Genomic DNA, 20182 nt, shown 5'->3' with positions numbered 1-20182 from the left:
ACCCGGCGCAATAGCATGGCCAACTAAAGCACCAATCCCTATCGAGAGGCCCGCACTCTTCGATTCATTCCTTTTATGGACAGCACAATAATTGGAGCCACTTCTGGCAAGGTTTCCACAACGCTTTCCTGTCTTAGTTTTTGCTTTACATAATGCCACTATTTGCCACCCTTAAATTCACCACGAACGTCCTTACCGGCCAACGTCCTTGGCCGCGGCTTCTATCCACTTTGACAAATTGTTGTAACCATCGCCGGAAACCCAGTCATATGTTTTATATAAACTTGAAAAATATACTTTCTGCCCATCCCGTTCGACATACCAATTATCAAATGGGTTGCTTCCCTTAAAGTCAGTGCCACTCTGTGGATCCTTTACATTGTGAATATAAATTCCCACAGTGGCGTCCCAACGTTAAATCAAAAAGTCCCTATAACTATTTGATATAAATGAGCTATTGAGAAAAAATGGCTGTTATCGACTTGAAACAAAATCCGCTTCGGCATCATCCTGCGTATGGTTGCAATACCTCACGACAGGAGCTGCCTTATGGCCACCGGCAAGCTGGTTTTCTCTCAAGTCATCGACCATCTTCCTCTGCACACCTTTCGGCAGTGCGTGAAGCGTTATCAGGGAAACCGCAAGGTCAAGTCATTCACCTGTCTCGACCAGTTTCTCTGCATGGCTTTTGCTCAACTGACGTATCGCGAAAGCCTGCGCGATATCGAAGCCTGTCTTCGTGCCCAGAGCAACAAGCTCTATCACATGGGCATCCGCAGCCAGATATCGAGAAATACTCTCGCCAACGCCAACAAGGTGCGCGACTGGCGAATCTATGCCGACTTGGCTCACAGCCTCATTCCGGTGGCGCGCAACCTTTACCAGAACGAGGACTTCGGCATCGAACTCGACCAGACAGTCTATGCTCTGGATGCAACGACAATCGATCTGTGCCTGTCGCTGTTTCCGTGGGCCGAGTTCCGGCAGACCAAGAGTGCTATCAAGCTACACACCCTGCTGGACCTGCGCGGCAGCATCCCGACGTTCATCTACATCTCGGACGGCAAAGAGCACGAGGTCACAGTTCTCGACGATCTGCCTCTCGAAGCGGGAGCCATCTATGTGATGGATCGTGGCTATCTCGACTATTTTCGTCTCTATCGGATGACCAAGGCTCATGCCTTCTTTGTCATCCGGGCCAAGAAGAACATGGCCTTCCGGCGACTCTATTCCGCTCCCGCAAACCGAGAAGCCGGATTACTTTGCGACCAAACAATCAAGCTCACCGGCTATCACTCGGAACGCGATTACCCGGAAAAGCTGCGTCGGGTCAGAGTGCGCGACTTGGAAACCGACAAAACCATCGTCGTTCTGAGCAACAACTTCACGCTCCCGGCGGAATCGATTGCACTGCTTTATCGTCGCCGTTGGTACATCGAGCAATTTTTCCGCTGGATCAAACAGAACCTGCGGATCAAAGCGTTCTACGGCACCAGCGAGAATGCGGTCAAAACCCAGATCTGGATTGCCGTGACCGTTTATCTGCTGGTGGCAATTATGAAAAAACGGCTCAAGATCGAGGCCAGTCTCTACACAATTTTACAGATATTGAGCGTAACCTCGTTTGAGAGAGTACAATTAAATCAGCTACTTGCAGATTCGAATTACACAACCGCAGCAACCGAAAACGATAACCAGCTGTTTTTATTCAACTAAACGTTGGGACACTACTGAAATTCCCACAATTCCCTTGCCGAGCTCATAGCTTCTTTTGATCTCATATCCAACCCATTCTCTTGATGCTGTTTCAGCACCAATCAGCACAACAGTTACAGAAGTGCCTTTAAGCTGCTTTTCAATCCAGTTTTCAATTGATTTCTTCCCTGAACGCTTGATGGTTTCCCAATCTGCTTTGTCTAGAAATGGCTGGGATTCTCCAGAATTTCGCACAACCCATGAGTTGCGAACCTGAACAACACGTCGGATATCCTTACTGTAATGAAAACTAAAAAAAACCTTTCGCACGCTCACCCCTCCTTCGTCAAAACATGGACAAGATCAAGTATTATTTGAATTAATTCATTTGGATGTGAAACTTCCACTCCGAGAACAGAAAATGCCTCTCTAAAACCATCAGGCGGGTTTGGATAGAAAGTATCAAAATCAGAATCAACCTCAGTCCATAGCTCTTTTGCCATGTAACCACTTGCCCCAATTGGGACAACGACAAGGCCATGCTCCCTTGCTATTTCAAATTCTCTACGCACACCGTTTGCCAACACTAAATTGCCATCCTGATACTTATTACCCAATAGAAATAAAGCTATTCCAGCCCTGGGTATCATGTCTTGCCGATAATCTTCCCACACAGCACCTATGTCGCTACCGTATGGCAAAACTAAAGGGAATGGACGCATGCTGACCCTATCATCAATCCTGCAATTTATAGTTCGTGTTCCATTGATTGCCCCTGATACAACTGCATACCCAATACCCCGGCCTACGCCCGTTACCATTTTATAGTCTTGTTCAATAAGAGCACTGCACAGATGAAAAAGGAATTCTTCAGTTGCCTGCTGACCCCAGGGGTCATAAACATCTGCACTGCCCGAAATAAAAATCTTCCGGCGCTTATACAACCCCTCGATATAACTTAAAATATCGGTAATTTGTTGGAAGTCGTCTATAAGGATAGTCTTTATATTGAAACGTTTGAGATCCTCAATAACCAAGCGCTGTCGAATTTCGGCTTGTTTAAAATCTTCATCGCTCTCTCCTTCTAACTGAGAACGCTTTCTAAATATACAATAGTGACGCCGTTGATTTTCTCTAAAAGTTATTCTGACCCTGCTTAGAATGTAATCAAGATTAGGATCTGTAAAGCTAAACCCTAAAAACAGAAATGTTTTTGAAACAAGATCTCCAGACAATGCATTGATGTATGCTCCAAAGTTATTAGAATATTTTTCATAATCGTCTTTTGTTATGACTGCTGTATCAGGGTGGTCAATGTCGCCATGCATCTTATAGATAACAGCATCTCTTTTTGGTTTTGTGGTCGCAAGCTGAGGAACCGTATATTTAACATCAGGCACTTTTCCTTCACTTCTCAGTGCTGTTTCTATGAGCTTGTCATAATTTGTTGTCCAGTATGTACAAATAGGAAGACGAGCAAGAATTTTATGGTTATCTGTGGGGTGATCACCTACTGACAATTCTTCAAGCAAGAGTTGGTTGATTTTACTTCTATTCCCTCCATTCTCGTTACAATGAAATTGTGCAAGCGTAACGAGATCATATTCCTTATCAATATCTAATCCGAGCTCATCAGCCAAAGGTTTCAACAGTGATTTCCAATCAACCGCGCCTGCAGGTACAGATAAACCTGTACCTGCAAATATTGCCGCGTTATCCTCTTCTATCTCCTTTAAATATTCCTTTATAAATAGCTCTATTTCACTGTTCAAAAGAACCTCCATTTTGCCCACTACAAAAGGCCAGTGTCAGTAAGCACTTGAGAAAAAATACTATTTCATCGCCGTTCAGGCTTCCAGTTCCGAACGTCTATCTTTCCAGTGACTGCTGCGGAGATAAGGGCAGTTCTACGTTCTTGTAGTAAATCAATTTGCTTTTCCGCCAATTCAACAAGCCTTAGATACTTCATTTCAATGGCATTAATTTCTCTTACAATCGAAGAGCGTTCAGTGCTTGGTGGGAGAAACACTTTAAGTTTTTCAAACTCCTCCAAATCCAATCGCCATTGGCTTGGCCGTATTCCTGTAGATATATTTCTATAAACATCGGGCATGTGACTTGCTCTAAACCAATAATGAAGATACCGGTCGGCAAAATCGTGCAGAGGCCTATATACAGCGTAGTCAGGACTAGTAATCCCTTGGTGCTGCGAGATCCCCATAGATCCCTGCCAAGCTTTCATTTTGTTGATTGCCAAGTCGCCCTTATTGACGAGTTGATAAACAGAAAGGTTCTCAGGGGTCTTATTGAAGTTGTCGTCCCTCGTCGACTTAACAATCACCCCATGTTCTCTATAGACAGAAAGTACTGTTAAATCTTTATATCCTTGCCTTTTGGCAAATTTATACAGTCGCTTAACCCTGACTTCCTCCCAATGCTCCGGCATCTCCCCCAACCACTCAACACCGGAATCTTTCAACGGCGCATCGGGGTTCAGGCCTTTGGTGACGGCATGGCTGATCACCGCCTGACGCTTTTCTTTCAGCAGCGTGATCAGTTGTTGTTGCTTGTCGATCAGGGAGTCGATTTTGGCGGTTTCGTGGTCAAGGAAATTGGCGATTTGGATTTGCTCTTCATATTCCGGCAGTGCTACTAAGAAATTGTTCAGCACATCTGATGGAACTCGCTTGAGACCACCTGCCCCCGACATAGATGACGTAGCAACCTCCATGAATCCATCATCCTGAAGTCGGTAGAATAGATATCTGTTATTGGCCTTCTGATTTGATCGAAGCACATAAATTTCGGACGAACCGAACCCAACTCCGTTCACCATGTCCTTTGCGATAGCAATATTTTTGTTCTCGAAACACGGCGTCACCTTCGCCATAAGAATGTCATCGTCGACAAAGTATGTGTATCCTTCGTACACATCAGCAATAGGACGTATTTCGTCGAGAACAAGGGAGTCGGTCTTCAGCTTTTCCATTGGCACAAAACTGCACTCATCGCCCTGTTGGTACCGAAGCTTGGACTTTGCTGGATTGAGCGTACTGACATGCTTGATGGCACAAATTTTCCACTCTGATGGAATATCTCCAAGCCACTTCACATCAGTGGATCTATATTTTGGATATGCTTGATACCTCCCTACCATCATGCTACCCCCACCCAAGGCTCCCGTTCCAGCCAATCCCCGGGAAAGCCCATTGCCATCAAATCACTCTCCGAAACAGTCCCGAGAAGACTCATCAACTGTGACTTCCATTGCCCCGTTGGATTGATGACACTCTTTAAATATTCGATGATGACCAGATAGTTGAATATGCGATGGCCCAGCCTATTGGGAGCATTATTCGGCACGACCCTTTCCCGCAATCGTTTTATTTCCGGCAGAGTCATCGGAAACTGTCGATTCCACAACCTGCCATGGTGGGCAGCAGTGTTTCGCACTGGCGTCAATGTATGCATAACCTTTTCTAAAACCTCAATCGTAGGGAGCTTCAGGCTCTGCATGACCTCTTTTTTAATCTCTGTACTTTTCGTGTTGGAAAACCAATAAGACAGCTGTCCAAAACTCATCATCTCGACAGTGGCCCAAATGGGTGGAAGGAGGGGTTTTGAATACTGATCCAGGTAATGCTTGATAAAAACCTCACTACTCTTTTCTATTTCACGGGAAAGCGCTGCTAAGTCCCGCTGGTGCTGCCACGGATCTTTAAAAAGTTCCGAATCCATGTGGGCATGTGAACCGTGACGCATTGCCATTGCATTTGCCCAACACGTCCTGATAGCGACTTCAATCCGTTCAATGGCATTCATCACCAACAACCGGAGCTTGCGGTCAAAGTCGTAGAGGTCCAAAACCCTGTCAAAGGTCGTACCTGCTTCGAAATTATGGTTTCGGCTGTTTGGTTCTACAGGAGGTTGTTCAAAGGGGAGCCAATAGGCACTGAGGCGATAGTAGCCGATATGAGTGAGGTAATGCTTTAGTCGTTCAGGATTTTCGCAGACCAACCCACGCTGAGTTAAACGAGTTACCTGCTCATCAATTGAAAGAGGGGGCTTACTATATTGCATAGCCTAGCCCCCAAAAAATAAACCCTCCGGTTTGAGCATTCCAGCGGCGAACCGCCTGAGAGGCTTGGAGGGTGTTTTTAAGGTTAATCGCCGAAGCGATATGAAAACAGTACCCTTCACCAACAATACCGTCAAGTACTTTTTTAGACTTGCTAATCATCTGGAGAGCAGAAGTTTTCACGAATGAACCTCCCGCAAAAGGTCCATAATCTCTTTACTCACCACATCCAGGTCCGCATCAATCTCCTCCAGCGAACGCGGCGGCGTGTAAACATAGAAATGCCGATTGAAGGGAATCTCGTAACCGACAATCCCCAGCTCCCCGTCCTTCTCATCCCGCTTGTTCTTGTCGATCCATGCATCCGGCACATGGGGCGCAACTTCGGCGTGGAAATAGTCTTCCACGGTCTCGATCACGCTGCGTGACGGGTCGAGAGGGATATTCTCGTTGTCACGCAGGTCGCCATCGGTCTGAAACTCGACCGTTTGTCCATCAACACTGAATAGACCGTAAAGCGGATCGGCCTTCTTGGTGTGGATTTTTTTTATCACCCGCACAGCCTCTGGATTCTTCCAGCTCACCGCATCGAGAAGCTGCTTCTTTTCCTTGGCGTCGAGCTTCACGCCGGTCACCTTAAGCGCCTGCTTCAGTTCAACCTCAAAACGGTTGAAGTCATCGCACTGGCCATCAACAATGGCATCAGTTCCCATTCGCTGACCGAGCTGCCATTGCAACACCTGCCCCTTCTCCAGCAGTCCCTTCTGGAAGCGCCACAGCTTCTTATCGAGAAGGTCTTTGATCTGTTTCTCTTTCAGGTCACTGAAGTTCGATTTGACGTAGGCACGTACCTCGACCTCGACATCCGAAAAATCACCGTATGTTGCATCTGTCCAATTCTGCCCAAACTGCTTATAAGCCCATTTCATCACCGCATTAAATGGCTTGGGGGCAAAGCGCAGCTCTTCCAGCCGTTCATCACTGAACTGCACCGAAAGGCGCAAGGGGCGCTCAACAGTGATGCGCCGGTAGCCGAAATCAGTGGTGGCGAAAATCTTGCTCGAAAAGGTCTTCGGCTCAGCAGCTTTTGGGTTCGCGGATTGACGCCCCCGGTTGCTCTTCACCTCTTCCGGCTTGTCTAGCGTCAGAGTATCGATCTGCTCGAACTGCCCGAAGGCGCGGGTGATGGTGGCTATATCATCATCACCCATGACATTGCGCTTGGAGCCAAGAGACTTGCGCATCTTGCCACACAGGTTGACGCCGTTGATGAGCTGCACTTTCCCCTTACGCTCGGCATCTTTTTTGTTGGAGAGCACCCAGACATAAGTTGCGATGCCGGTGTTGTAGAACATATCGGTCGGCAGGGCGACGATCGCTTCCAGCAGATCGGCCTCTAAGATGTAACGACGCATCTCGCTTTCACCGCTGCCCGCACCGCCGGTAAAGAGCGGCGACCCGTTGAGGATAATCCCAATGCGCCCGCCACCATCCTTAGCATCACGCAACTTGCTCATCAGATGCATCAAAAACAACAGCGAACCGTCCGAAACACGCGGCAAACCAGGACCGAAGCGACCGTCGAAGCCCTTGATGGTGTGCTCGTCCTTGACGTCCTTTTCGACCTTCTTCCAGTCGACACCGAAGGGTGGATTGGAGAGCATGTAATCAAACTTGTCGGCGTAGAGCTGATCGTTACTGAGGGTGTTGCCGAGCTTGATGCGGCTGACATCCTGCCCCTTGATCAGCATATCGGCCTTGCAGATGGCATAAGACTCAGGATTGAGTTCCTGTCCGAAGGCACGCATCACCGCATTCGGGTTGAGTTCGGTCACGTAATCCATGCCGCTGGAAAGAAACCCACCGGTCCCCGCCGTGGGGTCATAGATAGTGCGGATGATCCCTTCCTGGGTCAGCACCTCGTCATCTTCCATGAACACCAGTGAAGTGGTCAGACGAACTATATCTCGCGGGGTGAAGTGTTCCCCAGCGGTCTCGTTGGAACTCTCCGCAAAGCGGCGGATTAGCTCCTCAAAAACCAGGCCCATCTCGTAGTTAGAAATCCGTTTGGGACTCAGATCGGTATTGGCAAACTTCTGCACCACCTTGTAGAGCAGGTTGGCGTCATTGAGTTGGGCGATGAACTCGGCAAACTTGAAGTATTCGAAAATCTCCCGCGCATCCCTGCAAAAAGCCTGAATGTAAGACTCCAGGTTATCCTTTATATCCGCCGCGCCAAGGGTGGAAAGATCCATCGACGAAGTATTGAAAAACTGCGCTTCGGTCTCCCGCAGCAGCATCTTCTCCGACACCTCTTCCGGCAAGTTCATTTTGCCGATTTCAGCCTGTTTCTTTACGACCTTCGCCTTGTCCTTTGCTAGAACGCACTCAAGACGCCGCAACAGGGTAAACGGCAGAATGATCCGACCATACTGACTCTGCTTGAAATCACCGCGCAGCAGGTTGGCAACCGACCAAAGGAACGCAGCGGTCTGGGTAAAGTTGGGTGTCATCATCAAACGAACTACCTTTACAGATTGTGGCAACAAAAAACCGCCGCACCATTCCAGGCGCAAAGCGGTCTCTTTAGTTAATATTTTCCTCTTTTTTCATCACATCCCCCCGGACAATAAATATCGAATTACCATAGCGAAATTACAATGTTTTTTCTATAGCATTCTTGCTGGGCATAGGCGATACTAACTCTGCCTTTTCAACACCTCCCCTACCCTCTCCACACTGAACCCATAATCCAGCGGCTTTATCGGCATCCGGTTTAACTTCGAATTCATCTCATCAATATCGACATTCAAAAGACCGCCAGCATCATAAACGGCCCACTTGATAATATTCGCCATATCATTCATGGTTCCCAGCACACTGCGATCACTGGTCCGGGTAAAGGCAACCTCCTGAACCTCTTCCAGCGCCCTTTCGATCTCCTGTTGTCCAAACCCATCCAGGCGCATAGACCGAAACAGCTTCTGCCGAAAAACCTCTTCCAGATTTTTAATATCAGGCTTTTTCAGACCGGGAGCCAGAAAGGAATAGCGGGTTAAATCATTGGTAAAAAGGGCACACTTGCGCCGATCGAGTAAAAGCAGATTGGCATGCCAGCAGCCGAGCGGGTAAGTCGGGATAATGGCCTCTTTGTATTCTTGGCCTACTTCCTTCAGCAGCTTTTGGGTGCATTGAATGGCAATCATTTCAAAGTCCTCCCCTGCCAACTAACCAAACTGGTTCCGCAGCCAAAGAGCTAAAACCGGATCCACAACCCGCCAGATCTCTTTAGCATCCTTTTCAATCAGGTCCATCGTCACCAACTTTTTCACCGAGTTTTGAATCGCGCCCTGTGATCCAAGGTCATGTCGCTTCATATACTCCTGAGAGTACAGGGACGTTGTAGGATCAATGGCCAGGGCTCGCAACAAAGCCACCTGCTTGACCGGAATCTCTGCCAAGGTTTCCTCAAAGTTCCGGCCCCTTTCCTTGATAAGCATCTGAATGCCCATCTCGACAGCCACCTGATCAACCACCTCCCCTTCGGCGGTGTTGAAGGAAAAAAAAGCCAATTTCTGGGCGTACAAGGGATAGCAGTTGACGGTATCGACGATCAGCTCTGCGTTTGCGCGGTCACACAGTTTTCCGGCAGAGGCGCAAATTTGTTCAATGAATGCGGCGAATTCTTCCCGTGGTAGTGGCGCGAGCTCATAGTTCAGCGCGCTCTGGTAAAAGGGCCGCTGCCGCTCGTTAAACATACTGAGCAATAGCGAGCGCCGGCTGCCGACGAAGAAGTAGCTGGCATCGTGCCTTTGGATATGTTGCCGCATCACCCCTTCAACCTGAAGGACTTCCGAGAGCTTGGTGATCTCTTGGAACTCGTCCAGGACGATATGGACCAGCTGATCGCTTTCGGCAATGAAGGTGCCGAGGGCGTCTAAGGTCTCCTCCAAAATATCCAGACCGGGGCGGCTTTCATGTAAGACCTGCAGCGAGAGCGAGAAGCCGCTCTTCTCATCAGGGCGAGCAACCAATGAGGGCCGGAAGGATTTAAACGTCCGCATGGCCCGATTAAACAGGGAGTCGTTTTTCGAGGTGACCTTAAAGACGGCTTTGGCCAGAAAGGCGGCCACATCAGCAATCGAAGAAACACCATAGAAGTCAGCGTAGATGGTGATGGCCCCCTCCTCTGCCAAGGAATTTTGGACGCGATCAACCAGGGAGGTTTTGCCATAGCGTCGCGGCGAGAAGATCACCACGTTGGTTTTGGCCAGAGCATAACTTTTCAGCTCTTGCTGCTCTTTAACCCGATTACAAAAAGGGGCATCTGCCGCGAGCACTTGAAACTTAAATGGAGAAGACATTTTTACCCTTGAAAGCCTGATTATGGTGACATAATTATTGATGTACCATAATTGTAGTTAAATATTTGATAATTTCAAGTCATTTCAGAGGCATTTCGCTAAAAAGAACGTGCCCTTCTCAAGCTGTGAGAATTTCGTGAAGCCGCAATATCATGATTGTTTCTGGCTTTCTGGGGCAACTATTGAGACTGGGGCTGACGTCTGCTTGGTCTCTTAAAGGAATATTTCCTACCCCCCTCCCCTTTCCTCGACCCACAAAAAACAAGGTCCCGGCGGCACCACAGACTAAAACCATCTTTCCATTTTACTGTTTCCTATCTACTAAATTTGTTGACTTCCAGTTAGTTAGACGTATATTCTATCTCAACTATAGTGTACAGGAGGCCCTCAATGCAGCCCATTATTATCGCCATTGTCAACAACAAGGGAGGGGTCGGCAAGACGACTCTCGCCACCAACCTCTCACACGCACTAGCAAATAAAGGGCACAAAGTCCTCGTAGCGGACCTGGATTCCCAGTCCAACACCACGCATTTCTTCCTGCCTCCACAGATCAGTAACTATCTTTCACTCTACGACCTACTGAAAGATAACACACCAAACAAACCAGAATCTGAACTGCGCAGATATATCTACCCGACGGAATACGAAGGTGTCGACCTGCTCCCCAATGTCCAACGCAGCGCAGGACTGGAGCCGGTCCTCTATCAAGACGTCGAAGCGGCCTACACAGCCCTTCGCAATAATCTTCGTGACTATGCACTTAAGCATTATAAATTCTGTATCATCGACTGCCCACCAAATATTGGCGTTTGGGTCATGATGAGCCTTTTAGCCAGTGATTGCGTCATTGTCCCGATCGAGTCCGGCTCAGACCGCTCCATCGATGGGCTCGATCTTGCTATCGACACGATCAACCAGGTCAGCGAAACGGTCAATCCAGACCTCCGCTTTCTTCGCCTGCTGGTCAACAAGGTGGATAAACGCAAAACTTCAACCAGAAACATGCTCTCTCGTATGGTCCAGGACTATGGCCAAGAAAATATGTTCAGCACCACCTTGAGCGAGTCAGATATTTATAAACAAGCTGAGTCTGACAATAAAACTGTCATTCGGTTTCAGCCCCGCTCAAGCGCGTCAAACCAAATTCGCAGCTTGGGGGCTGAGCTATGCAACATCTTAGATGAATACGATCTTGATCAATCCCAAGGGAAGCTCTTCTCTGAACAAGCGGCATTGGAGGAAGCTGAATGAGCGATAAAGTTTCAAACGGTACAAGCGAAGACCTGGCCGGACTGGGGAGTATTTTAAAAAACATCTCTAGCCGCCCTTCTGCCAGCAAGACTCGCGAAAAGATCATTGCTATTAACTCAAGAGCACAGAAAAGTTCAAAAAAGCAGTGGGAAAATGACCTGTCCTCCGGACCAGTGGTTATGGGCACTGGCCATGAGGATCGGTCGAAAGACCAGTCCACATTACCAGTGCATATTACCACTCCTACTTACCAGTCCTCTCCAGGTGCCAGCGTTATGCTCCCTGGATCTTTCAAAGCCCTGACCAGCAATCAAAAAGCGGTTTTCGAGTGGCTGAAACAACACCCAGACGTCATTACTCAATATGAAGAAATCGCAAATAATACTGGGGTTAAGCGCGAAACTGTAAGGAAGATTATAGGTGTCTTCAAAAAGTACGACTGGATCACAACTGAACGCGCCAATAAGGCAGCCGTACAAGGAATTCACATTATAAGCAACCTTCCCGAAGGAGAGCAGTGGGAAAAGGGACTGGTAATAAGGACTGGTAAAGACATCCCTCTAGATTATAGAGATAGAAAGACTCTTTCTTATAGTGATGAACAGACAAAAACCAAGACCAGCTATGAGAGCTTGCGGCAATTAACTGACGAAGATATCGCCGAACAATACCCCCATCTCTTTGCTGGTGGCTTCGGTATGAGTGAAATCCGCAGGTTGATCGATCACTGGAAGAAGTTTGACACCCAACCTATTAATTTCTATCAGAGCCTCAATCATGCTGATTGGGCCTTTGAGCATAAGCTTAAAGACGCAAAAGGAGAACCGATCGGTGTCGGCTATGTTTTCAATGCTCTAAAGCGCCATGGAGCCTATGACCGTCCTATTGGCTATAAATCTCTGGTTGAAAAGATAGCTCAACAGACTAAAGAGGAAAAAGCGCTACTGGAACAAATAGCAGATCAGGACAAAGCGGAAACTGCAGATAACGAGTTCCAGGAGTGGTTGACCTCTCTTGCTGGACAGGTCGATGAAACAGTTAAAGATGTCATTCGGAAGTACCCTTTTATGGAAGGTATGAACCAAGATAAACTGCTACGGACGTACTGGGATCTCTCCAGAATGGAAGAATCTTGAGGGAGGCTAGGAATTGTACCTCTCTGATGACGCAATACAATATGCTTCAAATCAGGAAAACGTGTTCAATTATAAGTCCTGTTCACAAGGGTGAACATTAAAGCTACTGTTTTCGGCGCCCTCCCCCCCTCTCTATCCTTTGGCTTTTTTCAAGCGACTTGCGATTTCTTTCTTGATTCCTTCAGCCATAATTGAGTTTTTGGATTCTCCACGGAGAGCGTAATTCTGGTCATACTCTTCCAGCATTTCTGCGACCGATTCCGGAATTCTTACCCCGACAAAAACCACCGGCTCTTTTGCAACCCGCTCAGTTTTTTTCCGTGGTTTTGGTTTCGGAGCTGCCACAGGAGCTTGCTCCTCCTTCACCTTTTCCGGTTCAGGCTTTTCAACCGCCCTCCCCTTCTCTGCATTCGTTGCAACAGCACCACCCATAAAATCTTCCGGTGAAATGATTTTGCTTCCCTCAACTTTTTTGGGAGTTGGCTTAGGCATCGAAAACCTCCTGGTACAAATTGAAGACTTCCATAAGGGCTTTATGGTTTTTGAACTTGCCTGGTAACTCATGGACAGCTAGACCGAGTTCTGCTGCTTTTCTGTAAGCGAGTCGGTAATAGAGTTTTGACTTCAGCAGCTCGATCCCTTCAAGCTCAGAGATCGCATCAACAGTTTCATCGACCATCGAGATGCCTGGATGGGTATCGGCTTTGTTGATAAACGCACAAGCGCGAAGTTTTGGATTGTTGATCCGGGCCATATCCAGGATCTCAGGCAAGGATTCAGTTTCCCAGTAATCGAACTGTCCAGGGAGTACCGGAACCAATAAAGTATCCGCTACTAACAATGAGGCTCTGAAGCCTTCTGTGTCCCGACCACCTGTATCGATGATAACGTCATCGAATTTGTCCATCAGTTTTGGAATCTGTTGATAAACAGCTTTTCCGGTCAGCGAAGTGCAAGTTATCGATGGCTCTATTTGCTCTTCTTCGCGGAGCATGAAAAACTTCACTGACGATGCTTGTGGGTCAGCATCAACGAAGAGAACATTTTTTCCGACCGAAGCTCTTTTAATGGCAAGGTTGATTGCTGTTGTGCTCTTCCCTACCCCACCCTTCTGATGGCCGACACAGATATTCATTTTGTCTCCTTCTGTCCATACGGGATTTGATATTAACGTAAAATAACAGAGCGGATCATAAATTACAATAGCTTAAAGTAACAAACCATACGTTATCTTATGATAACAGATGTTAACATATGAAATGAAAACATATGATAAGCTATGAATTCATTTGTTGGGGGGAGGGCTCCCCCTCGCTGCAACCACTGCGCGTTTTCCGCGACCCCCTCTGCGGGAGATTCCCCCGCAACGCCCCCTTGAAAAGTCATTTCCATAAAAGAGGCATGAGATCCAGGTCTCGGTTCACAGAGGACGGAGTTATTTCTGGTTTTTCGTACTTACGAAATTTCTTAAGCGTCACCAGTTCACACATAGCGAAACGGGCCGCTTAAAGATCGATCGTCAGGGGGGCAGGGGAAACCGTGCGCTGTGGTGTGGCGCTTTCCCCCTTTAGCTCGTTCCTCGCGTCCTCTGTCGATCGATCAGCGACCCTGCGGCACACTCGTTTGTTGCACTATGGATAATCAGGTGCAGGTCTGGGGCCTCCTCTCGCCTCTGCGCTTTCGGCTTGATGCCAGCTCAAGCCTCAAAGCAGCACTCAGACAGCACGAGGCTGCCTCAGTGCAAAAGCAAAAAAATGAAAGCGGCATCAATCGGGAATAGGGCGGACAGCTGCGGTTGGTATTCGGATCAAGGAACGATGCGTTCGCCAGCTCCCGGCGAGCTGGCAAGTCAAAGCCTGGCTAATAAGGGAAGACAGCATTCTTCGTGCCAGATAAGTATATGAAAATAAATAACTTTTCCGTAGTTTGTGCTTGATTTGTTAGCATATAATAGTTTATTATATGGGTATAGAGAAAAGGGAATGACGAATGAAAACAAATGTTGAACGCCAGTTGATGCTGGAGGCGCTGAAAGCTGCTGAGCAAGCGCTCAATGAAATTGCTAATACTCGGCTAACCGGAAGCTACAAGAACAGTTACGAGGTCGCAGCTTTTGTTAGCCGGATAATCCGTGAGAGTGAAAGGAAATAATGTGATTATTGAGAAGGGTATAGACGCCTTGGATTATGGGTGGAGGATGGAGAAATATATCATTCAGGTAAGCAGGGGAATTGACTTTGAGGTATTTGTCCATACGAAGAAAGGTGAATTTGATTATGTGACGCTGTTCCGAATTCCAAAGGGGATGCAGTTGGCTGGGTATGGCAAAACTTTTCACTCGAAAGATGAAGCGATCAACGCTTATAAATCTATTCGTAGTGATCTGGGAGCTGTTTTGATTTAGTTTTATTATATAATAAAATAATATATGGAGGAAGAAATGAAAGCGATTAACAAGAAGGCAAAAGCAGTTTTTGAAAAAATGACCGAAGGCATGACAACAGTTTGCAGTCACAAAAGAATTGATAACGCAGGAGGTGTCTATATGGCGGCGATTGTTGAGTGCATCAATGAATGTGATTGGGGCCTGATCTTCTCGATAGCTCACTACTATGAGCAATGCGGGGATTTGGTCAGCGACCCGGAGATGACTTTTCTGCAGGGCAAAGACGGAAATGTTTATCCGCTCAGTTTTCAGCAGGCGGGTTTAGGGATCTATCAGGAATCTGTGCTTTTCGGTGGCGATGGGAATCCAGACAAAATCAATGTGCGGCTGCAAAAAGATCATGCGGTCTTTGCTGGTCAGTGGCTCGTCAATATCAAGGAACAGCAGGGGCTGTGATTATAAAAGAGGGGAGGGGGGAACCCCTCTCCTCGACCAGGGGGACATGATGCGGGAAGAGAATGCAGTAAAGGTCCATCCCAGCAGGCTGGCAAGAAGCTGGGATGGATGCGACGCGATAGATGGCGACATCGTAAGGACCTACAGTGCTGACCTTATTTCAGAGAGCAAAAAAATACGAGGAGTTTTTGAGTGGCAGGGGAGGGCGTTTGTTTGTGTTTCAGTCTTTCACCAGAAGGACGGGGTGAAGTGGTGCGAAGCGGTTGAAGTTGTTCCAGTTGGATTATTCAAGCCTGAAAGAGATTCACTGGAAGAGGCTGGAAAGCCGGGAGACTGTTTTTATTACGGAACCCAGGTGAAGAAGGGAAAAGAAGCAGTTGTTCTCGGGGAGGCTCTGACCTTTATCCCGGACCAAAGCTGCGACTGGGCAGGCCCGGAAAAACAGCAGGAACTTTTCTAGATAGTGAAACAGGGAGAGGGAAAAATGAAAATTATCAGCAAGGAACAGAAGATGGCACCGATCGATATTTGTAACAGCTTCGAGGAGCTCTATTTTGAAGAGCAGCAGGTCAAAATGAAGCGGTCCCAGGGGCAGGTAAGAATCACCGATCTAAGCGAGGCGATGAAATCCGGGAGGCAGTGCCGGTCATATAGCCTGAACGATACAGAAGAATGCGGAGCTCTTAACTGGCTATCTTCGCGGTCCTTCGATTGGCCGTTGATCTTTGCAGGACTAGGGGCATTGCCATGGGCCGATCGCTTTCGGGAGTTTGATGCCATCGAAGTTGAAGGCGCAAAAGTCTATATGGAAGATGTGAAAGCGATTCGGGTTTATTCACCCTTCAACCTGGCCGTTATCAAGCCCTTAAAGGAAGAACCGAAAAAATGGACTCTCCGGCACGTGCTGCGGGCGTTGCTGAATGGGCAATTTAAAGAGCTGCGATGTGATGGCCAATATTCGGATGATTACGCCGGTGACGCGGCGCGTAACTTTGGCAGAGGCGAGATCGCGAACGCCAGGGCGTTTGCAAGACGGATCATGGAAAGCCCTTCGGGGTGGTGGACGCATAGCGGAGAAAATTCAGTTTCTGTGTGTTGCCATCACTTCGACAGCAACAGTTTCGTGTTCGATCTGATGGGGAAAGCATGAAAATTATATAACCGGCCGAACCGATCTTTTTTGTGAAGCTCCTCCATGCCTATGTTATAAAACGTTTCATTATACGGTATGGAGGAGCTTATAGATGCAGATTGATATGGCTTTGCTGGAAAAGATCAAAACTCAGATCCTTGAAGAGGGCAGAAGCGAAAAGAGATACCACCCGGTCAGCCTGCCTCAGGTGTTAATAGAGCGGTTTCAGGAGGCAGCTGACGCAGAAAATGAAGGTGACTTTTCCAGTTTCCTGGAAATGGTTTTACGGCTGTACCTGGCTGATCCGCGAAGTTTCCCGGTCTGCTGGGTGAAGGTCGGCGAGGGGGCTTCGAAGAATAAGCCGGTGTCTCTCAGTAGTGAGATCATCAAGGAGATAAAGGAAGAAGCGAATATGATGACAGGCGGGGTCTTTGCTCGCCTGGTACAGATTGTTGTTCGGGGTTATCTGGTCGAAAGAGGATATTTGAAAATCCCCCGCTGATTGATGAAATTTTTATGGAGGGCGAGAGATGAAAACCGTTGCCGTTTCAAACCAGAAAGGCGGAACGGGGAAGACCTGTATTGGTCTGCATTTGGCGATGTATTTAGCCGAAGCAGGGCATTCGGTTCTCTTTGTTGATATAGACCCGCAAGCCAATGCCAGCAAGACGCTGGCCCCACATAGCAGCCAAGAAGTATCAAGTTCTTTGTTTGCGGCTGAGCCGATCGAGGTGAAGAAAAACGGGGGGATCACCTTGATTTCCGCTGACGCGAAAATGGCTGATATGGAACGGGCCAACCCGCAGGTTGTCGGGCATTTCCGCAAGAACATAAACAGCTTAAGCGGAGCATTTGATTTTTGCGTCATAGATACGCCGCCGAGTCTGGGGCTGCGTATGACATCCGCTCTGGTCGCTGCCGATTATGTTCTGTCACCCATCGAGCTTGAAGAGTACAGCATCGATGGGATCAAGATGATGCTGCAGACAATTTTCGGGGTGAAGCAGAAATATAATCCGAAGCTGGAGTTCTTGGGGATGCTGCCGAATCGTTTTAACTCGCGGTCTGAGAGACAGAAGGCGACCTTTTCGGAGCTGGTTAAAAACTACTCCGAGCTTCTTGTTCCGGCAAAGATCGGCTTCCGGTCTTCCATTCCGGAGGCCCTTGCCTCAGGGGTGCCGGTGTGGAGCCTCAAGAAGACGGCCGCAAAGGAGGCGGGCCGTGAGTTTAAGGCTGCATTTAAGATCGTATTCGATCGGGTTGGAGGGGTAAGCGATGAGTAATGGAGTCGATTTAAGCGGCCTGGATCAGTTCAATTCCGCTGCTTTCTTGGAAGACAATCTCCTTGACGCAGCGAACAGCGGGCATCCTCTGCTGGTTTCTCTGGATCAGATTTCACCTGACCCGGACCAGCCCCGCCAGGACTTTAACCCGGAGCGGTTGGAGGAGCTTGCCGCATCGATCAAGGAGCGTGGCGTTAAGAGCCCGATTTCGGTGAAGCCCGCGAATGAGGACGGAGTTTATTTTATCAATCACGGGGAGCGCCGCTGGCGGGCCGCCCGACTGGCAGGTCTTGCGGAAATCCCGGTTTTTATTGATGACGATCATACCGGTTACGATCAGGTGATTGAGAACATCCAGAGGGAAGGCTTGACTCCTCTGGAGATTGCTCATTTTGTTGAGAGGCGGCTTGAGGCGGGAGATAAAAAGGGACAGATCGCCAGGCTGCTCGGCAAGCCTGCCAGTTATGTGTCCGATCATGCGATCTTCTTCCAGTTGCCCGATTGTGTGCGTGACCTTTATGACAGCGGGCGCTGTCGGACGATACAGGCGCTGGCCTCCCTCTATCGGCTTTATAAGGATTTCCCGGATGAGGTCGCGTCCTTTTTGCGGGGTGAGCGGACAATTTCCAATAATGAGGTCCGCACCTTAGCTGCGGAGCTGAAAGAGCGGAAGGCGGTTGCTCCAGTTGAAATGTCTGAGACGCTTGTGGAGGCGGAGGGCTCTGTCGAACCTGTTGCTGCTGAGGATGAGGAGAAAGGGAAGTCCTTGGTTCGTTCTGACGCTTTGCATGAGGCCGATTCCATAGATGACGCGGGGCCAGACCTATATCGTCAGTTTGAGGCACATTTGCGGCCGCTTATTGACTATCTTGAGGCTGTGACCGATCCGGATTTTCGGGAGGCGGCAGGTTCCAGGCTGTTTAAGCTGGCGGAGAAGTTTGGGGGGTAGAAGGGCCGGTCATTGTTCTGGTTGTTCGGCAATGATGTTGTCTGACTATCTGGGAGGGGGATTTCATGATTAAGATGTTCATCGCTTTTTGTGCCGGTGGGATTTTGGTCCTGCAATATCCTGATTCAGCTGATTTCTTCAATTCAGTCTGGCGGGGTGTTGTGCGGTTTGTCACTTACTATGCGCCAATGTTATTGGATAAGCTTGGCAGTCTGATTGCTTAAGCCTTTTAAGGGCAATATGTAGCAAAAGCAGAAGATTCGGGTGGGGGGAGGTCTCCCCCTGGCTGCAACCACCTCTGGCGTTTTCCGCGACCCCCTCTGCGGGGGATTCCCCCGCAACGCCCCCTTGTTTTCTAAAAGAGAGAGACGAGAACCAGTTCCGGGTCCATAGGAGCCGGAGTGTTTCTGGTTTTTCGTACGTACGAAATTTCTCAAGGGTCACATCAGGCAAAGGGGCCGCTTAAAGGTTGATCTGCGACCCTGGGGATTCCTCTCGCCTCTGCGCCTTTGGCTTGATGCCAGCTCCAACCCAAAATCAGCACTCAGCCAGCACAGGGCCGCCTCAGTGCAACCCCCAAAAGCAAAAGTACTAATGCGGTTTGAGTCGGGACGCGGGCGGACAGCTGCGTTTGGTCTTCGGATCAATGGTCGGTGCGTTCGCCAGCTCCTGGCGAGCTGGCAAGTCAAAGCCTGGCTAATAAGGGAAGATCGCATTCTTTGTGCCAGATAAGTAGCTGAAAATAAATATCTTTTTCGTGGTTTGTGCTTGACTTATTGCTGTATAATAGTTTATTATATAAATATAGAGAAAAGGGAGGGAGACAGCGTGACACCGAAACAGTCCAGGCCACAGAAAACCGACAGCAGGACATTGGAACTTCCCTGCCCGTGTGGGCGCATCTATATCACCATCACCTTTCACGAGGGTCGTCCTTTTGAGATCTTCACCCGGCTTGGCAAGGCTGGCGGTTGTACCTCTGCCACCACCTCCGGTGTTGCGGTTGCTTCGTCTCTCGCTCTTCGCAGTGGTGCTGATCCATTGGATGTCGCAAAAGGCTTGGTTGGGATTTCATGCCACAAAGCGCCGGTATATGACGGCGGTATTGAGGATAAAAATAAGGTTCATTCTTGTGTTGATGCGATCGGCCGCGCAATTCGCGAGCTGTCATCGAAAGAGGAGAAGGAGGAGTAGGGATGCCAGGGATTACGATTGAAGATTTGCAGCTTGATGATCTGACAAGGGCGAAAGCTTTAGAGCAAAGACTGGAAACAACAATTGTTGATGACATTATCATTGCAACCGCTCACGGGCTGCAGCTACCCGAAGAGCTGAGTCATATCGAGCTTTACCTGGAGCGGTTGAAGCGAGTTCGGCTCGAAATTGCAGCCAGCCTGGAGGTTTAGCCGATGGAACATATCACTTGTTTGAGATGTGGTTCCGGATGTC

General features: G+C 48.5%; 24 protein-coding genes. 14 read left to right on the top strand and 10 right to left on the bottom strand.

Features of this window, described 5'->3' with window-relative positions:
- Positions 1-549 precede the first annotated feature (549 nt).
- Positions 550-1716, top strand: coding sequence for an IS4 family transposase (locus BUB13_RS13960; RefSeq protein ID WP_072909385.1), 1167 nt, complete (start codon positions 550-552; stop codon positions 1714-1716).
- Here BUB13_RS13960 and BUB13_RS13955 read toward each other — a convergent pair.
- The 8 genes from BUB13_RS13955 to BUB13_RS13920 all read right to left on the bottom strand — a co-directional run bounded on the left by BUB13_RS13955 (position 1705) and on the right by BUB13_RS13920 (position 10113).
- Positions 1705-2025 carry a TIR domain-containing protein gene (locus BUB13_RS13955; RefSeq protein ID WP_084092149.1) on the bottom strand — a complete coding sequence of 107 codons (321 nt, stop codon included), beginning with the start codon at positions 2023-2025 and terminating at the stop codon, positions 1705-1707. The genes BUB13_RS13960 and BUB13_RS13955 overlap by 12 nt on opposite strands.
- 2 nt (positions 2026-2027) lie before the next feature.
- Positions 2028-3467, bottom strand: coding sequence for an SIR2 family protein (locus tag BUB13_RS13950; RefSeq protein WP_139249392.1), 1440 nt, complete (start codon positions 3465-3467; stop codon positions 2028-2030).
- A gap of 65 nt (positions 3468-3532) precedes the next feature.
- On the bottom strand, positions 3533-4807 hold the full coding sequence (locus tag BUB13_RS13945) for a restriction endonuclease subunit S (RefSeq protein ID WP_161947658.1): 1275 nt from the start codon (positions 4805-4807) through the stop codon (positions 3533-3535).
- Between the two features lie 44 nt (positions 4808-4851).
- Positions 4852-5775, bottom strand: coding sequence for an Abi family protein (locus tag BUB13_RS13940; RefSeq protein ID WP_072909383.1), 924 nt, complete (start codon positions 5773-5775; stop codon positions 4852-4854).
- Complete coding sequence (locus BUB13_RS13935; protein WP_072909382.1) at positions 5765-5956, bottom strand: hypothetical protein; 192 nt, start codon at positions 5954-5956, stop codon at positions 5765-5767. The genes BUB13_RS13940 and BUB13_RS13935 overlap by 11 nt, the downstream gene beginning before the upstream one ends.
- A complete protein-coding gene (locus BUB13_RS13930; RefSeq protein WP_072909417.1) occupies positions 5953-8289 on the bottom strand; it encodes a type I restriction-modification system subunit M in 2337 nt (778 codons plus the stop codon). Before BUB13_RS13930 ends, BUB13_RS13935 begins: the two co-directional genes overlap by 4 nt.
- A 183-nt stretch (positions 8290-8472) precedes the next feature.
- Positions 8473-8979, bottom strand: a complete 507-nt coding sequence (locus BUB13_RS13925) for a DUF6933 domain-containing protein (RefSeq protein ID WP_072909381.1) — start codon at positions 8977-8979, stop codon at positions 8473-8475.
- A 21-nt stretch (positions 8980-9000) separates the two neighbouring features.
- A complete protein-coding gene (locus BUB13_RS13920) occupies positions 9001-10113 on the bottom strand; it encodes an AAA family ATPase (protein WP_161947657.1) in 1113 nt (370 codons plus the stop codon).
- A 414-nt stretch (positions 10114-10527) separates the two neighbouring features.
- On the opposite strand from BUB13_RS13920, the gene BUB13_RS13915 reads away from it, so the two are divergent.
- Both BUB13_RS13915 and BUB13_RS13910 read left to right on the top strand, forming a co-directional pair.
- Positions 10528-11391, top strand: a complete 864-nt coding sequence (locus BUB13_RS13915) for a ParA family protein (protein ID WP_072909379.1) — start codon at positions 10528-10530, stop codon at positions 11389-11391.
- A complete protein-coding gene (locus BUB13_RS13910) occupies positions 11388-12527 on the top strand; it encodes a hypothetical protein (protein WP_072909378.1) in 1140 nt (379 codons plus the stop codon). Before BUB13_RS13915 ends, BUB13_RS13910 begins: the two co-directional genes overlap by 4 nt.
- A gap of 132 nt (positions 12528-12659) precedes the next feature.
- Here the strand turns inward: BUB13_RS13910 and BUB13_RS13905 are convergent, their stop codons facing one another.
- Together BUB13_RS13905 and BUB13_RS13900 are read right to left on the bottom strand one after the other, a co-directional pair.
- Positions 12660-13019: a hypothetical protein gene (locus BUB13_RS13905; RefSeq protein WP_072909377.1), complete on the bottom strand. Its 360-nt coding sequence runs from the start codon at positions 13017-13019 to the stop codon at positions 12660-12662.
- Positions 13012-13662, bottom strand: a complete 651-nt coding sequence (locus BUB13_RS13900; RefSeq protein ID WP_072909376.1) for an AAA family ATPase — start codon at positions 13660-13662, stop codon at positions 13012-13014. Before BUB13_RS13900 ends, BUB13_RS13905 begins: the two co-directional genes overlap by 8 nt.
- 854 nt (positions 13663-14516) lie before the next feature.
- Between BUB13_RS13900 and BUB13_RS18960 the strand changes: the two genes are divergently transcribed.
- From BUB13_RS18960 to BUB13_RS13855, 11 genes are all read left to right on the top strand, one after another.
- A complete protein-coding gene (locus tag BUB13_RS18960) occupies positions 14517-14678 on the top strand; it encodes a hypothetical protein (RefSeq protein WP_153305043.1) in 162 nt (53 codons plus the stop codon).
- A gap of 1 nt (position 14679) precedes the next feature.
- Positions 14680-14931 carry a hypothetical protein gene (locus BUB13_RS13895; RefSeq protein ID WP_072909375.1) on the top strand — a complete coding sequence of 84 codons (252 nt, stop codon included), beginning with the start codon at positions 14680-14682 and terminating at the stop codon, positions 14929-14931.
- A gap of 36 nt (positions 14932-14967) precedes the next feature.
- Entirely contained in the window at positions 14968-15369 is a 402-nt protein-coding gene (locus BUB13_RS13890; protein WP_084092145.1) for a DUF6908 domain-containing protein, read from the top strand.
- A 49-nt stretch (positions 15370-15418) separates the two neighbouring features.
- Complete coding sequence (locus BUB13_RS13885; protein ID WP_072909374.1) at positions 15419-15829, top strand: hypothetical protein; 411 nt, start codon at positions 15419-15421, stop codon at positions 15827-15829.
- Between the two features lie 24 nt (positions 15830-15853).
- Positions 15854-16519 (top strand): hypothetical protein, encoded by a 666-nt coding sequence (locus BUB13_RS13880; protein WP_072909373.1) that lies wholly within the window; start codon positions 15854-15856, stop codon positions 16517-16519.
- Between the two features lie 94 nt (positions 16520-16613).
- Positions 16614-17003, top strand: a complete 390-nt coding sequence (locus tag BUB13_RS13875) for a hypothetical protein (RefSeq protein ID WP_072909372.1) — start codon at positions 16614-16616, stop codon at positions 17001-17003.
- Positions 17004-17031: 28 nt separating this feature from the next.
- Positions 17032-17784, top strand: a complete 753-nt coding sequence (locus BUB13_RS13870) for a ParA family protein (protein ID WP_072909371.1) — start codon at positions 17032-17034, stop codon at positions 17782-17784.
- Positions 17777-18733: a ParB/RepB/Spo0J family partition protein gene (locus tag BUB13_RS13865; RefSeq protein WP_072909370.1), complete on the top strand. Its 957-nt coding sequence runs from the start codon at positions 17777-17779 to the stop codon at positions 18731-18733. The genes BUB13_RS13870 and BUB13_RS13865 overlap by 8 nt, the downstream gene beginning before the upstream one ends.
- 65 nt (positions 18734-18798) lie before the next feature.
- Positions 18799-18957, top strand: a complete 159-nt coding sequence (locus BUB13_RS18955; RefSeq protein WP_153305042.1) for a hypothetical protein — start codon at positions 18799-18801, stop codon at positions 18955-18957.
- 604 nt (positions 18958-19561) lie between these two features.
- Positions 19562-19927 (top strand): TSCPD domain-containing protein, encoded by a 366-nt coding sequence (locus tag BUB13_RS13860; protein ID WP_072909369.1) that lies wholly within the window; start codon positions 19562-19564, stop codon positions 19925-19927.
- A gap of 2 nt (positions 19928-19929) precedes the next feature.
- Positions 19930-20139, top strand: a complete 210-nt coding sequence (locus tag BUB13_RS13855; protein ID WP_072909368.1) for a hypothetical protein — start codon at positions 19930-19932, stop codon at positions 20137-20139.
- Positions 20140-20182 lie beyond the last annotated feature (43 nt).

The sequence above is a fragment of the Malonomonas rubra DSM 5091 genome, assembly GCF_900142125.1.
GTDB classification, from domain to species: Bacteria; Desulfobacterota; Desulfuromonadia; order Desulfuromonadales; family Geopsychrobacteraceae; genus Malonomonas; species Malonomonas rubra.
Note: the sequence above shows the minus strand (reverse complement) of the source record. Positions and strands in the feature narration are given on the sequence as shown.